We start from the raw sequence: 15,778 nt of genomic DNA on the forward strand, positions 1-15,778 counted from the left end.
AATGACGAAACGCAGATGGAGACTTGTTATATTCGCTGGTATTTTATTAGTTGGTGCTTTTATTATGCAAAACAGAGAAAAAAGTGAAGATGAAGCAATTTCTCTTGTTCTAGATCATGCCACAGAAATTGACCACATTGAATTATTCAAAGGAGATCAATCACTATTTCGTGCTACAGGCGAAGAAGCACAAGACTTTATTGAGAAATATCCATTAAGTCATGTAAGGAAGCTTTCCAAAAAGGAAAGAACGATTTTTGAAGAAAAGCCTGTATATCATATCATTTATAAAATGAAGGATAAGCCTCTTTATGAGGTAGAAATATTAAAAGTGGCTATTAGTTCTGAACTTGATGAAGAGTTGCAGCAAATGGTTTTTCGTATGGGTGATGCACAATATTTGATTTATTGGGCAAAAGAGAAAAAGGTACTCGAACAATCAACCAACACGCAACGATTACTTGAACAATACGACCAATAATGCAGGTAGTGATACAGCAATTCATGCTGGTCACTACTTTTTTATTCTATTTTTAAGAAAAAATTGGAAAAATATTTGATTTCATTGAGAGAGTTAGATTAAACTTTGACATAAAGAAGGGGGCTAGATGTAATGAAAATCATGTCAACTAATTGTATAATCGAACAATTACAACCAGAGCATTTTACAGATATACAAAAACTCTACTCTAATAAACAAGTTCGAACTTATCTCGGGGGTGTTCCATCAAACAGCTATATAGAAGCATCTTTTAAAGGCATGCTAGAAGCGCCATTTCCTAATACATATTTATATATTACTTTAAAGGAGACAGGTGAATTTATAGGTCTTGTCTCGATCGATGAATACCATGATAAGGAGTTGTATGAGCTTTCCTATCAATTTTTACCTCAGTTTTGGGGGAGGGGGTTAGCTTTTGAAGTGCTAACGCAGGTAATTCAGGATGGTTTGAATTATCTGAATATAGAATCTATTGTGGCAGAAACACAAACAGCTAACAAGGCATCATGTCGCTTGCTTGAAAAATTAGGAATGAAGAATGTACAGATGTTAGAAAGATTTGGGCAGGAACAAGCTGTCTATGAATTAAGTAAAAATAACGAACCGATAAGACAAATCATTGCCCTATCAGGCGGTGGGTTTTCTCAGCAGACCCCTTCATTTATCGATGAGTACATTTTACGACAAACTCAGAAAAATGAACGAGTTAAAATTTGTTTTATTCCCACAGCAAGTAATGATGCACAAGGGTATATCGAGAAGTTTTATGCAGCATTCCATCATTGTGAAGCAACCCATATTTTGCAAAAAGATATGCGTGATAGAAGCATTCGAGAAAAATTATTAGCGCAGCATATTATCTATGTGGGTGGTGGGAATACAGGTTATCTTCTTGAAAAGTGGCGAGAATATGGTTTTGATGAATTGTTAAAGGAAGCTTATCAAAAAGGGATTATATTAGCTGGCATCAGTGCTGGGGCAATGTGCTGGTTTGAAAAATGCTTTAGTGAAAATACTTATGATGATTTCGAGGAATGGAATGGCTTAGGGCTATTACCAGGTACCTATTGTCCTCATTATAATGATCAGGAGAGAAGGTATGCATTTGATCGCTGGATAGAAAATCATCCCACATTACAAGAATACACACTCATAGATACTGAGACACTTCATTTTAGGAATGAAAGGTTAGTAGCTAAAATTCAAAGCTATTAGAAGGGATGAAGAAAGTATGAGAATTCCAGCAAAACTAACACTGGGTGATGAGATTCGTGTTATTGCTCCAAGTAGAAGTGCCCAAGTTTTAAAAGTAGAGATGGTTGAACAAACGAAGATCATATTGGAAAGATTAGGGTTTCACGTATCATTTGGTGCCCACATTTTTGAATGTGATTTGCAGCACTCTTCCTCCATCATGCACCGTGTTGCGGATATACATGAAGCTTTTCGGGATCCACAAGTGAAGGCGATACTAACGGTGATTGGTGGATACAACTGTAATGAAGTTTTACCTTATTTAGATTATCAAATGATTGCTGAAAATCCGAAGATACTTTGTGGGTTTAGTGATATCACGGCCCTAGCTACAGCTATTACTACAAAATGCGATTTTATCACTTATTCAGGGCCACATTTTTCTAGCTTTCGTATGGTGCAAGCACAAAAATATCAGCTTTCCTATTTTCAAAAATGTTTAATGGAGAAGAATCCATTTTCTCTAGTTGCGTCTAGTATTTGGAGTGATGATGCATGGTATATTGATCAGGAAAATCGTCATTTTGAGGCAGCCAGCTGGAAGGTCTATTCGGAAGGCGCAGTGAGTGGGCAGCTTTATGGTGGTAATTTATGTACGTTAAATTTATTGCAAGGAACAGCTTACATGCCTGATTTATCGAATTGTATTTTATTTTTAGAGGATGATGAGCTTGTGAATCCTGCCATTTTTGCACGTGATCTCACGTCACTATTGCAAGCAACGACTACAATTAAAGGATTGGCAATAGGTCGATTTCAACGAGCTTCTGCGATGACAGAAGAACAATTACATTTTATTTTAGACAAGCATCCACTATTAAAAGCTATCCCTGTATTATATGATGTGGATTTTGGTCATACACAGCCGATTTTTACATTCCCTATCGGTGGCAATGTCCATATAAATACAAAAGAATTGAGGATTCAGGTGACTATATTTTAGAAGGAGAGCGTGTTCAACATGATCATACGAGAAGCAACCCGACATGACAGTGAACGAATTATAGCTGTTATGACAAATGCAGAGGCATCAAATTCTATGTTATTTGGACCAGGTGAGCGCAATTTAGCACCTAAGCCATTTGGGGAGTATATAGACAAGCTATATCATAGTCACCACTCAGCTTTGTTCGTAGCTGAAATGGATGAGCAGGTTGTGGCGTACTTAATTGTACAAGGCAATGAGCCGAAAAGAATTGCTCACCGTGCTTATCTTGTCATAGGCATACATAGTGACTATAGAGGAAGAAAAATTGGAACGGCTTTATTTCAACACGTAGAAAATTGGGCAATGGAGAATGGTGTACATCGTCTAGAATTAACCGTCATGGAAAATAATGAGGCTGGTGTTGCTTTGTATAAGAAAATGGGCTTTGATATTGAGGGAACGAAGCGGGCTTCTCTGTATGTAGATGGACAATATATTAATGAATACTATATGTCAAAACTATTGATTGGGAAAGGAACTAACGTATGACTACAAAAGTAAACATCGGCATTTATTCACCGTCCTCCCCAGCAACGGTGACGGCTTTGGAACGATATGAACGTGCTAAAGCATTTCTCGAGAATAAAAATTTTCGAATCGTGACAGGTTCTCTAACTGGTAAATCCGATTATTATCGTTCAGGTTCGCCAAAAGAAAGAGCAGAAGAATTGAATGAGTTATTACGCAATCCAAATGTGGATATGATTATGTCTACAATAGGAGGCACCAATGCCAATAGCATGCTACCTTATATTGATTATGAGGCTTTTCGTCAACATCCCAAAATGGTCGTAGGTTATTCGGATGCAACGGCCGTTCTACTGGCACTTTATGCAAAGACGGGTATCTCAACTTTTTATGGTCCAGCCCTTGTACCATCCTTTGGTGAGTTTGAACCATTAGTAAATGATACCTTCAAATTTTTTGAGCATTATTTCTTTAAACCCCAAGCATTACCTTACGAAATTCCAATGCCTTCTTATTGGTCGGATGAACCTGTTAATTGGCTTGAGAAGACAGTGGATAAAAAACTCCAAAAGAATGAATGGTTAGCGATTCAGGGTGGGGTTGCTGAAGGAAGGTTAATTGGTGGGAATGCCAATGCCATGTATGGATTTATTGGTACGCCGTATTTCCCTAAAATTGTGGAAGGTGATATTTTATTAGTGGAGGACTGCTTAAAAAATGCTGCTGTTGTTGAAAAGAATTTTGCAATGCTAAAATTGCATGGTGTCTTTGACAAAGTTAGTGGGATTATTTTGGGGAAACATGAATGCTACGATGATTTAGGAACGGGTCGACAGCCATATGATATTCTACTTGAACAATTGGATGGAATAATGATTCCTATATTAGCAGAGGTGGATATTTGTCATACACATCCTATGCATCCAATTGCGATAGGCAAACGAGTAAGGATAGATGCCACAGCTAAGAAGATATACTGTTTGGAAAGATGGTTGTAATGATAAAGCCTTGCAAATCGTAGCAAGGCTTTATTTTCTAGAGGTTCCTATAATCATCATCAGTGATAGCGTACATTTTTACATTTTGGTATTGTCCCTTAACAAGCATACTTTTCCGTAATAGCCCTTCAAACTGCATACCTGACTTCTCCATAACCTTTTGGGACCCAATATTTTCTTCAAAGCATCGTGCTTGGATACGTACTAAATCTAATTCATTAAAACCGAAGTCAATGAGCTTTTTAGTTGCTTCTGTTGTGAACCCCTTATTCCAAAAATCCTCAGAAAGAACATAGCCAATTTCCGCGTATTTATGGGTATCATTAATCTTCACAAAATCAATCGTTCCAATAATTGTGCCTGCATATTCAATACCCCATAACATCAGATTGCCTTGCTGATAACCATCAAATATTAATGCCATAAAAGCCTTTGTGTTCTCTAAGCTAGTGTGTGCTTGCCATGTCACATAACGCGCCACATTTTCACGGGAAGAGTAGTGAAACATTGCTTCTAAATCCTTATGTGTAATAGGTCTTAATAGTAACCTCTCCGTTTTCATAATTGGTATGTTACTCATGATTTACCTCCTTTAACAAATAGTATATAAAAAATCGACCCATAATAATGAATTAGGTCGACTTTTTTATTTATTCATTTGTGTAGCACTATTATTAAAAATTTCACCTTCACATTATGGATAGCGCTTATCTGTTGCTGAGGAATCCTTAGTTTTGGTTTTATGTTTTTCATCTTTTACTTTTTCATTCAATTCTTCGACAGGTATTGGATCTACTGTTTTCATGTCCTCGTGTTTATCAAAAATGCTTTCTTTATCTGTATCCAATACATCAGGGTTATTCGTATTACGTGTTTTTGCCTGTTTTTTATCATTCATTCACTATCACCTCTTACTATTAACTTTCACTTTTTTACTAGAGTGTAAACATTTTATTTTGAGTGATAGTGTAAGCTAATTGTTTGTTGTCAGCGCCAAACCATAAGTACATAGCTTTTACTTGAATGATAAAGAGTGTAGTGAAACAGAGATGGCTATCATTCCTACCATTTTTCTTAGGAAGAAATAGTGGTCTTTCCCTGAAGTGCACGTTCTTCCATAGCTATATCAAACTCTTTTTCAGATTTTGACACGACAACACAAGCTACACCATTACCAATTAAATTAGTTACAGCACGAGCCTCAGACATAAAGCGATCTACACCGATTAACAGTGCTATTCCTTCCACTGGTATCATTGGGAAGGCAGCCAAAGTTGCTGCTAATGTAATAAAACCTGAGCCTGTTACACCTGCTGCACCTTTAGAAGTAATCATTAAAATTCCGAGCAGTGTAATGATTTGAATCCAAGTTAGCTCCATTCCATATGCTTGTGCGATAAACAATGCAGCCATGGACAGGTAGATGGAAGTCCCATCTAGATTGAAGGAGTACCCAGTAGGAATGACTAAACCTACAACCTGCTTCGAGCAACCATAGTTCTCAAGCTTTCGCATCATAGATGGCAGAGCTGATTCAGAAGAGGAAGTCCCAATTACTAAGAAAATCTCATCTTTGATATAAGCGATAAATTTAAAGATGTTGAATCCAAAGAACTTTGCAATGGCACCTAAAATAAAGACAACAAATAAAAACATTGTTATATATACAGCAGCCATTAATAAACCTAGATTACCTAAAGATTTTAAACCAAAATTCCCAATTGTATAGGCCATTGCACCAAAAGCTCCGATTGGTGATATTTTCATAACCATACTTACAATCTTGAAGAATATCTCTGCTACTTGCTCAAAGAATGTGATGACTGGTTTTGCGGGTGCGCCTATTGAGGCAGCTGCTAAGCCAAATAAAACAGCAGAGAATAGGACTGGTAATAATTGACCTGTTGCCAATGCACCAACTACATTTTCTGGAATAATACTATAAATGAAGGCACCCAAGCCCTGCTCAGATTCAGCTGCAGCAGTTGTATATTTTGAAATATCAGCATCAGATGCACCTGATGTATCCAAGCCTGTACCAGGACTTACGATTAAAGCAACAGCAATTCCGATTGCTAATGCAATTGTGGAAACTATTTCGAAGTAAAGCAATGCCTTTCCTCCGATTTTCCCGACCTTTTTCATATCTCCCATACTGCCGATTCCAATAACGACTGTTAGGAAAATTATAGGGGCAATTAACATTTTAATTAATTTGATGAATAGGTCTGCTAAGATTTTCAAGCTGGCACCGAACTCGGGAAAAATGGCTCCAACAATAATCCCAAGAATGATAGCCACTATAACCTGAACAGTCAAATTTTTCAGTAACTTCATTTTTTGCTACCTCTTTTCTAAATTTTCTCTTTGATATCGCTTTCACTAAAAGTATCATAGCGAATATTTCTTAAAAAAAGAGATTTAGAAAATAAGAAACATATCGTTCATTAAGTACATTTACTTACAATTACATATAAATATAGTAATATCAATAACTCTCCCTGTTATGGTACGCTATAGTTCATTAATTATTGTTATAATACAAAAACATAGAGTGATAATTAAGTTCTTTTTAAATTATCAATTTATAATATTGTTCATTAAATTCAATATTTTCTGCTACTTATATAGACTAAAGGTGTTGTCAAAAGATTTTTTTGCAGATAATCTTAAAACTAAATATGTGTGCCAGTGATTATGAGAATGCAAATTTGAAAGGACGGAATTTTTTAATGATGAAAATGCCTGTGAACGGCAAAATACTGTTAGTGACATTTTTAATCATTGCACTCTCCTTTTTACTAGGTGGTATTTTTTTACTCGGTAACCTATTATCTGAACAGGAAAGAGATTTTGGACAGCGGGCAATGCTTGTGGCAAGAACTGTATCAAATGTACCAGAGCTTAGTGTGCATTTGGAAAATGACAATATTAAAGAATCTGCAAAAAGTATTAATAAAATTGTAGATGGCATTAGAGTGATTCATAAGGCCGAGTATATTGTTGTAATGAATATGGAACGTATTAAACTATCACACCCAGTAAGTAAGGAAATAGGAAAACGCAGTGAGTCGCAGGATTTAAACGCCGCATTTAGTGAACATTATTATGTATCAAAGGCACGTGGAGAATCGGGTGTTATGATAAGAGCTTTCGTGCCAATTATTAATGATAAAAGAGAACAAGTGGGCATTGTAGTAGTTGGCTATTCATTACCAGATTTTATGGAAATGTTACAAAGTTATGAGCGAGAAATTATGATAACTATTGTTATATCGCTGATTTTCAGTATTTTCGGTGCCTATACACTTGGACGACATATAAAAAAACAAATGTTTGGGCTTGAACCTCATGAAATTGCAAAAATGTATGTGGAAAGAACAGAAACCTTTAATGCTATGCATGAGGGAATAATAGCGGTTGATAAGGAAATGAATATCACCATTTTTAATGAAAAAGCGGCCGATATTTTAGGTGTTACTAGGAAAATAGAGGACTGTATTGGACAAAAGATTTATGACGTTTTGCCTGATACCCGTCTGCCTGAAATTGTTGAAACAGCAACACCTGTTTATGATCAAGAGCTTTACATTAATCATCATAGTATCTTAAGTAATCGTGTACCTATTATTGTGAATGGAGAGCTAGTTGGTGCAGTTGCTATGTTTAAAGATTTAACAGCTGTGAAAAAGCTTGCGGAGGAAGTAACAGGTGTAAAGGCCTTTGTTCAAGCATTACGTGTGCAAACCCATGAGCATAAAAATAAGATTCATACAATTGCAGGACTACTGCAATTAGGACATACAAAGCAGGCACTTGAATATGTTACTGTCACTACTGAAAATGAAGCCTCATTGACGAAGTTTTTAAATGAACGCTTTCATAATGAAAATATTTCAGGTTTGTTATTAAGTAAAGTAAGCTATGGAAAAGAACTGGGCATCGAGGTTGAGATTGATCGGAAAAGTCATTTTAAACGCTTTCCACCTCTATTAGATCATCATGATTTTGTTGTGTTGTTTGGCAATTTAATTGAAAATGCTTTTGAGGCTTTAAATGTCCTTTCGAAGGAAGATAAATATGTAGCCATCTCTGTAGACGAGCATGATGGCGTCTTAGCGATTGCAGTTACCGATAATGGAATTGGCATGACCAAAGAGGTGCAGGAGCGTATGTTTGAAAATGGATTTTCGTCCAAGGCTAGTGAAAATCGGGGCATTGGCTTGCATTTAGTCTATGAAATTGTAAGAAAAGGCAATGGAGATATTGAAGTAACAAGTGAATTTATGAAAGGGACAAGTTTCTTAATTTTATTTGAGTTAGGAGAAGTATAGATGGATGTAATAAATGTCTTATTGATTGAAGATGATCCAATGGTACGAGAAGTGAACAGACAATTTATTGAGGAAATCAAAGGTTTTTCATTAGTTGGCTATGCTAGCAATGGAATTGAGGGAATTCAAAAAATTAAACAATTAACCCCAGAGCTTGTCTTTATGGACATTTTTATGCCAGAGCAGGATGGCATTATTACGTTAGGGAAAATACGAGAAGAGCATCTTCATGTTGATGTTATTGCTGTAACAGCTGCGAATGATATGCCCACTGTGCAGCGAATATTACACTTAGGTGTCTATGATTATATAATGAAGCCCTTTACGTTTGAGCGGATTGAGCAGACTTTAAAAAATTATCAAAGCTATAGAAGGAAAATAAGCGGCATGCAAGATTTAACTCAGCATGATGTCGATCATTTAATGCAACAGCGTCTTCCTGAACAAATTGTAGTAGAAACAACAGGAATGGATGCCATTCTTATAGAAGAACTCCCAAAAGGGTTTAATCGAGCTACCTTAGATAAGGTACTTGCATATATAAAAAAAAGTGGCGAGGCAGTATCAGCTGAGGAGGTATCAGCTTATATAGGTACAGCACGTGTTACAGCTAGACGCTATCTAGACTTTTTAGAAAAGCAGAAACTATTAAAAGTAGATATACAATATGGAAACGTAGGACGTCCTATTCATCGTTATTATATTTAATGATTAGTTACCTAAAATTTTTAGCCGAAATAGTAAAGTTTAGGGGGCGTTCTAAAAGCTTTATTTACGAGAATGCAAGAAGCTCCAAATCCCGATACATAAAAGGCAGTAGGTAAATTTGAATATCATGGCGTAGAGAGGAGCTTCCTTATTGAGGTATGCTTTAAAATGATTATTTTTATTGAATATGGACATTTTTATTTCTCTAATATATAAGGGAAATGAAAATGTCTTTTTGGGGTGATGGGATAGGAATAGGCAGGTGAGGAAAATTGTTCGATTGTTTGTTGATTAGTATGAATAGTAGTACTTTACTTTGACAATACATATAGCAAAGATACATTACAATATGGAAATAGTCAGTTACCTAAAAAATAAATTGATTTAGGTAATAGAAGTATTAAGTTAGCTCATGGGAAGTAGGTTAGGCATATGTTTAACGTCCGAAAAGAGACATTATTGAAATTTTTAAAGATTCTATTTCCAATATTACTTTTGGTGGTAGCTATTTATGAAATCCAACAGTCAGTGAGTGGAATAGATGTTCATTTACTAAAAGAAGAAGTGAACGAGCTTCAGCTATGGGAGCTTTTATTGATTTTCCTAATCACCTTTTTCGCAATTACACCAATGATTTTTTATGATGTTATTTTAGCAAATATATTAGGTATCAACATCAATAAACGTAATTTGCTCAATCATTCATTTATCGTAAATACTTTTTCAAACCTTATTGGCTTTGGAGGGTTAGTTGGTATATTCTTACGTGATTATTTTTATTCCAAATATAAAGACGATAAGGAAGGTATGTTAAGAAATATTGCTTCGGTCACCCTGTTCTATTTAACAGGGATTTCTTTGTTAACGTGGATTATGTATATATTCTTTTGGGATTTCTCGTTGCTAAAAGAAGAACGGTGGTTATCGATTGCAGTTGTTCTTGTCAGCCTATATGTACCAGCTTTTTGGGCGATGTATATGATTCGATATAAAAAGGAAAGCTCTTTAAAACCAAAAATATCACTTCAATTGATGGTTACTTCAATAGCTGAGTGGCTTGCTGTATTTTTCGTAATCTGGGCTTTAACGCTTATTTTAAAGATTCCAATAGAATTATCCACATTAATTCCTATATTTTTAATTGCTTCTAGTGCAGGAATAGTCAGCATGATACCTGGCGGAGTTGGCTCCTTTGATCTCGTTTTTTTGTGGGGAACACAAAGTATAGGAATTGCTGATGAAAAAGTGTTGTTTCTATTAATTCTGTACCGTGTTGGGTATTTTGTTTTACCATTTTTTGTTTCCGCTCTCTTATTTATTAAAGAATATTGGATGCGATGGAATCAATCATGGGATGACTTACCAAATATTATTTTTCAGAAACTAAGCCATATGCTATTAACAATTTTGGTGTTTATTTCTGGCATTATTTTATTACTATCTGCAGCTTTGCCAGGGGTGCTAAGTCGTCTAAAAATTGCTCAGGAATTTTTATCCTCACCCATTATGAATGTATCCCATCAATTGACCGTGGCAGCGGGCTTTATATTGTTAGGATTATGTAGGGGAATCAAATACAAAGTAAAAAGGGCATACCAGCTCGCGATTGTTGTGCTAAGTAGTTCAGCGCTATTTTCAATTTTTAAGGGTTTTGATTATGAGGAAGCCATTTTTTTAGTCATTGTCGCAGTGTTATTAATGGTGTCCAAAAAGCAGTTTTATCGAGAAAGTTATGTTTTGACGTGGGGGATTGTCATAATTGATCTTGCTGTAGTAACAATTATTACAGCTATGTATGTGGTAATTGGCTATGTCAATTTACCCTCTGCTAAAATTCATTTTCCTAGTGCCCTACAAGACTATATGATAACTGATTATCAGGACCTCTTTAATAGTGCGATTATCGGTATTCTGATCGCCATTGTTATTTTTTATATAGGCTATTTTATACGTACACCTAAGAAAATGGTAAAGCTTTTATCTAAAGAGCAGGAGGAAGCTATTAAAGATCATTTGAAGTCCTATGAAGGAACGGAGTATTCCCATTTGATTTTTTTGCATGATAAATTTGTACATTGGAATGAAAAAGGAACTGTTTTATTCTCTTATCAAATTTATGCAGATAAGATTATCGTTCTTGGAGATCCAGTTGGTAATGAATCTGATTTTTTATCTGCTATCCAGGAATTTTTGGAATTGGCTGATCGGCATGGCTACACTCCTGTCTTTTATGAAATTAACAATAAAATTTTCTCTGCATTACACGAGTATGGATATAGTTTCTTTAAGCTTGGCGAGGAAGCCTTTGTAGATTTAGAGAAATTTACATTCACGGGTAAAGAAATGAAGGGCAGTCGATCAATAAAAAATAAGTTTGAAAGAGAAAATTATATTGTGGAAATACTGAGTCCTCCGTATTCTCAGGAAGTCATGAAGGAATTGAAAGAGGTATCAACAAAATGGTTGCAGGGAAGGGCGGAGAAAGGTTTTTCGCTTGGTTTTTTTGATGAACACTATTTAAGCACTTCCAATATTGCTGTTTTACGTGGCACGCAAGGAACGTTCGGCTTTGCTAGTATTATGCCTATGTATGATCAAGGAGAAAGGATTTCAGTAGATCTGATGCGTTTTAAGCCAGGATCACCATCTGGAACAATGGATTTCATTTTCTTATCACTATTTGAATGGGCAAAATCAGAAGGCTATCGTGTCTTTAATATGGGGATGTCGCCTTTATCCAATGTCGGACAGTCTAGATATTCCTTTTTAAGTGAAAAAATAGCTGCACAAATCTTTCTACACGGACAGCATTTTTATCATTTTAAAGGGTTAAAAAACTTCAAGTTAAAATATGCAGATTTTTGGGTACCCAAATATGTAGCCTATCGGAAAAAATCTTCATTACCATTCACGATGGCACAAATCACGTTATTAATCGGGCAAAAGAGGAAAAAGTAAGTCATGTAAACTTTATAATTTTTAGCGCGGTATTGAAGCAAGTAAAGCACAAAAGAATTATTCTCTAGAAATGGATAGAGACTAAAAAGCCCTGCATAAAGCAGGGCTTTTTAGCGTCTAAAATATAAAAGCTAAATTTTAATTATTTTTGATCAACAGCAATCATCTCTTATACGAAGTCTTCACTTTTTTTCTAGCGTTTCAACATCCATAGGCTCAGCAGTAGGTTTACCAGCTTTTAATAAGACTTTACTGCCCAGAAGGAAAAATCCTTGGATGAAGAGTAATAATCCTGTACCGATGAGTAGCCACTCAATAGCAATAATATCAGCTATTGGCCCAAAAATTAGCATTCCTAAAGGCATCATAGAGGTAGATATCATACTAAGAATGCCAAATACTCTTCCCATATAATCACTATCCACTTTTTCTTGTAATAACACCGTTGCGGGTGTGTTAAAGATTGGCATAGCTATTCCAGTAACTGTCATGATCATGAGATACAGCCAAAAAACAGGTATGACTCCTAGAGCCATGGTACAAAGACCAAATAATAAAGCAGATAATGTCATCGTATGCACTTTATTTTTAAAGCCACCCCATGTTGCGATTGCGATACCACCGATTAACATCCCAATGGCAAAGGCCATTTCGATGGCAGTCAAACGCCATACATCATTGCCAAAAGTTCGTGTAACTTGTAAAGGCGTTAAAAAGGCAGCAGGTGCAGCAAGCAGCATGAAAAAGGCAAAGAACAAGAATAATTGTTTCAAGAAAGCATGCTCTTTAATATAGATGAAGCCTTGTTTCATATCACTAAAATAGCCTGTTGTTTGTGGCTGATTAGCTTTTGCATGTGCAGGGATATGCAGAAATAATAAGAAGATAGCGATGGCAATAGCCGCTGTTGTCACATCAATAAAGAAAATGGATTCAATAGAAGCCATCGTTAATAATGCACCACTTGCCATAGGTGCAAGAATCATGATGAAAGCTTGAATACTGCTATTTACACCATTGACCTTCATTAAATGCTCTTCAGGCACAAATTGTGGCAAAATTGCGCCTACTGCTGGTGTTTGAATACCTGCACCAACTGCACGTACGGCTGATATAACAAATAGTAGCCAGAGCTCATCATAGCCGATTAAAAATAAAATAGCTAAAATTAGGGTAGATAAGGCAATCATTCCATCTGCTAAAATAATAAGCCATTTACGGTTATAGCGATCTGCCCACACACCAGCAATAGGTGCTAAAAAGAAGGTTGGTAAAAAGCCGCAAATGATCGCGATGGTCATCATGCTGCCTGATTGTGTTGTAAGTGTGATGTACCATGTAATGGCATATTGCACAAGAGCAGAGCCAAAAAGTGAAATCGTTTGACTACTTAAAAAAAGTATTGTATTACGTTTCCAATGTTCCAATTTCGTCATCCCTTTCTAACAGAAGTGCCTGTGTGGAAAGTAAAAGACAACACAAAAAAAGAGGGAGTAGAAGTCCCCTCTTTTCCAGTATTCCTAAAACAGACTAGACCTAATTCCATTTCCCTTGCACAGCAGGCAAAGTATATACATATTTAATTAGTAAGGTGAAATCGTAGTCTAATTGAAGCTGTCATTTGGAATACCCTCCGTTCTATATAAGTTGTGTTGATTGTAGCATAAAGTTCATCTATGCGTAAAGAATGAATTAAGCAAAAATTAGGTTGAATTTAAAAATATGGAAATTGTAAAATCAATCTAAAGGAAAAGTACTATTCATCTTATCGCCTTGTCAGTAGTTTTTTAGGGTTAGTATTCATATTTTGAAACTAACGGGAACGTTTGTTAGACGTGAAACTTATTATCTATTGCATTGATCGCGATAAAGTTGCTTCAGAGACGTGCATATAGCGAGTACTTGTCATATACTAAAATAGAAAAATAGCAAATGGAGGAAATATGAGAAAGAAAAATAGTAAATGGAAGATCCTAACTTTAGTCGCGATGATTTTTGTGTTATGCCTATCGACCATCCCAACAAAGCCTGCCATGGCAAGCACGACACAGCCAAAAAGGGAGATGAGGGCTGTCTGGATTTCAACCGTTCTTAATCTTGATATGAAAGCAGGTATGACGAAGGAGCAGTACACGGCTTGGACACGCCAAACTTTGGATCAATTAAAAGCCAATAAATTCAATACTGTTATTTATCAAGTAAGACCAACAAATGATGCAATGTATGTCTCTGATCTAGTGCCATGGTCATCTTACATAACAGGCAAAAAGCAAGGCACAAATCCAGGCTACGATCCTCTTGCGATCATGATAGAGGAAAGTCATAAACGGGGTATGGAGCTGCATGCATGGATGAATCCGTATCGTGTAACAATGTCTGGACAAAAACTGACAGACCTTGCTGCTGATAATGTGGCTAGAACACATCCAAACTGGGTTATCAAATACGGTAAGCAATATTATTTAAATCCTGGTTTACCAGAAGTACAAGACTATTTAGTTGAAGTAGTAAGAGAGCTGGTAGCCAATTATGATATTGACGCAGTGCATATGGATGATTATTTTTATCCATATAAAATTGCTAATGAAGTTTTTCCAGATCAAGCAACTTTTAAAAATTATGGTGCTTCCTTTAAAAAGGTGGAGGATTGGCGACGAGATAATGTCAACCGTCTTGTAGAAAATCTTTACACGGCCATTAAAGACACAAAGCCATATGTTCAATTTGGTATTTCACCATTTGGTGTATGGCGCAATAAATCGCTAGATAAAACAGGCAGCGATACAAGGGCTGGTGTTAATAATTACGATGATTTATATGCAGACGTCAGAACATGGATTCAAAATGGCACAATTGATTACATTACACCACAAATTTATTGGTCAAGAACATTAACTGTTGCGAAATATGGAACGCTGCTAGATTGGTGGAGCCATGAAGTGCAAACCTACGCAACAACACACCCTGTGCATCTTTACATTGGGCTTGCTGATTACAAAGTTGGCAATGATAGTGATGCAGCATGGAAAAATAAAATGGAGCTACCAAGTCAAATACTAGCGAATCGTTCGGAAAAGGTAGCGGCTGAGGGGCAAATGCATTTCTCCTTAAGAAGCTTTCAAAACAATAAACTAGGCTATGCAACGATTGTTAGTCAACAATTATATAATTACACAGCACTGACACCAGAAACAACTTGGGATGATGACACAGTGCCGAACGTGCCGACTTTTGTGCAAGTGACAAAGGAAGCGGCAGGTCGCAAGATAGAGATTATAGACGAAAATGAAAGACAACCACGCAAGTATGTCATTTATCGTTTTTCAGGAAACAAAGAAGGCTCTTATGATGACCCTCGAAATATAGTGGATGTTGTTTATAATATGGATGGCCTCACTAAATTTGTGGACAAGTCAGCTCTTGCTAAGCATAGCTATACATATGGCATTAAGGCCGTATCAAATACAGGTGTGGAAAGCAAGGAAGTTTTTGTAGTAATAGAAAATCAATAAAAAGCTTAGAAAACAAAACAACCACTCATGCAAAGATTGCATGAGTGGTTGTTTTT

At 36.1% G+C, this 15,778-nt stretch carries 13 protein-coding genes; 9 read left to right on the plus strand and 4 right to left on the minus strand.

The window, feature by feature from the left end:
- Position 1: 1 nt before the first annotated feature.
- From NP781_RS01315 to NP781_RS01335, 5 genes are all read left to right on the plus strand, one after another.
- Positions 2 to 481 carry a hypothetical protein gene (locus NP781_RS01315; protein ID WP_257521240.1) on the plus strand — a complete coding sequence of 160 codons (480 nt, stop codon included), beginning with the start codon at positions 2 to 4 and terminating at the stop codon, positions 479 to 481.
- Positions 482 to 613: 132 nt separating this feature from the next.
- The gene (locus NP781_RS01320; protein ID WP_257521241.1) at positions 614 to 1,717 is read left to right on the plus strand and encodes a GNAT family N-acetyltransferase; all 1,104 of its coding nucleotides are present in this window, start codon (positions 614 to 616) and stop codon (positions 1,715 to 1,717) included.
- 16 nt (positions 1,718 to 1,733) lie between these two features.
- Positions 1,734 to 2,699 carry a S66 family peptidase gene (locus NP781_RS01325; RefSeq protein ID WP_221679625.1) on the plus strand — a complete coding sequence of 322 codons (966 nt, stop codon included), beginning with the start codon at positions 1,734 to 1,736 and terminating at the stop codon, positions 2,697 to 2,699.
- An 18-nt stretch (positions 2,700 to 2,717) separates the two neighbouring features.
- Positions 2,718 to 3,233 (plus strand): GNAT family N-acetyltransferase, encoded by a 516-nt coding sequence (locus NP781_RS01330; protein ID WP_257521242.1) that lies wholly within the window; start codon positions 2,718 to 2,720, stop codon positions 3,231 to 3,233.
- Positions 3,230 to 4,210 carry a S66 family peptidase gene (locus NP781_RS01335; protein ID WP_257521243.1) on the plus strand — a complete coding sequence of 327 codons (981 nt, stop codon included), beginning with the start codon at positions 3,230 to 3,232 and terminating at the stop codon, positions 4,208 to 4,210. Before NP781_RS01330 ends, NP781_RS01335 begins: the two co-directional genes overlap by 4 nt.
- 37 nt (positions 4,211 to 4,247) lie before the next feature.
- Here the strand turns inward: NP781_RS01335 and NP781_RS01340 are convergent, their stop codons facing one another.
- The 3 genes from NP781_RS01340 to NP781_RS01350 all read right to left on the minus strand — a co-directional run bounded on the left by NP781_RS01340 (position 4,248) and on the right by NP781_RS01350 (position 6,547).
- Positions 4,248 to 4,790 (minus strand): GNAT family N-acetyltransferase, encoded by a 543-nt coding sequence (locus NP781_RS01340; RefSeq protein WP_257521244.1) that lies wholly within the window; start codon positions 4,788 to 4,790, stop codon positions 4,248 to 4,250.
- 114 nt (positions 4,791 to 4,904) lie between these two features.
- Positions 4,905 to 5,108 carry a hypothetical protein gene (locus tag NP781_RS01345; RefSeq protein WP_221679630.1) on the minus strand — a complete coding sequence of 68 codons (204 nt, stop codon included), beginning with the start codon at positions 5,106 to 5,108 and terminating at the stop codon, positions 4,905 to 4,907.
- Positions 5,109 to 5,284: 176 nt separating this feature from the next.
- Entirely contained in the window at positions 5,285 to 6,547 is a 1,263-nt protein-coding gene (locus NP781_RS01350) for a dicarboxylate/amino acid:cation symporter (RefSeq protein WP_257521245.1), read from the minus strand.
- A 395-nt stretch (positions 6,548 to 6,942) separates the two neighbouring features.
- Between NP781_RS01350 and NP781_RS01355 the strand changes: the two genes are divergently transcribed.
- The 3 genes from NP781_RS01355 to mprF all read left to right on the plus strand — a co-directional run bounded on the left by NP781_RS01355 (position 6,943) and on the right by mprF (position 12,210).
- Positions 6,943 to 8,544 carry an ATP-binding protein gene (locus NP781_RS01355; RefSeq protein WP_257521246.1) on the plus strand — a complete coding sequence of 534 codons (1,602 nt, stop codon included), beginning with the start codon at positions 6,943 to 6,945 and terminating at the stop codon, positions 8,542 to 8,544.
- Entirely contained in the window at positions 8,545 to 9,252 is a 708-nt protein-coding gene (locus tag NP781_RS01360) for a response regulator (protein ID WP_257521247.1), read from the plus strand. It begins immediately after the preceding gene.
- A 432-nt stretch (positions 9,253 to 9,684) separates the two neighbouring features.
- A complete protein-coding gene (gene mprF / locus NP781_RS01365) occupies positions 9,685 to 12,210 on the plus strand; it encodes a bifunctional lysylphosphatidylglycerol flippase/synthetase MprF (protein WP_221679632.1) in 2,526 nt (841 codons plus the stop codon).
- 182 nt (positions 12,211 to 12,392) lie between these two features.
- Here mprF and NP781_RS01370 read toward each other — a convergent pair whose 3' ends face one another.
- Complete coding sequence (locus tag NP781_RS01370; protein WP_221679633.1) at positions 12,393 to 13,646, minus strand: MFS transporter; 1,254 nt, start codon at positions 13,644 to 13,646, stop codon at positions 12,393 to 12,395.
- Between the two features lie 507 nt (positions 13,647 to 14,153).
- Here NP781_RS01370 and NP781_RS01375 point away from each other — a divergent pair.
- Complete coding sequence (locus NP781_RS01375) at positions 14,154 to 15,722, plus strand: glycoside hydrolase family 10-like protein (protein WP_257521248.1); 1,569 nt, start codon at positions 14,154 to 14,156, stop codon at positions 15,720 to 15,722.
- Positions 15,723 to 15,778 lie beyond the last annotated feature (56 nt).

This window comes from Lysinibacillus sp. FN11 (assembly GCF_024628845.1).
Lineage (GTDB): Bacteria > Bacillota > Bacilli > Bacillales_A > Planococcaceae > Lysinibacillus > Lysinibacillus capsici.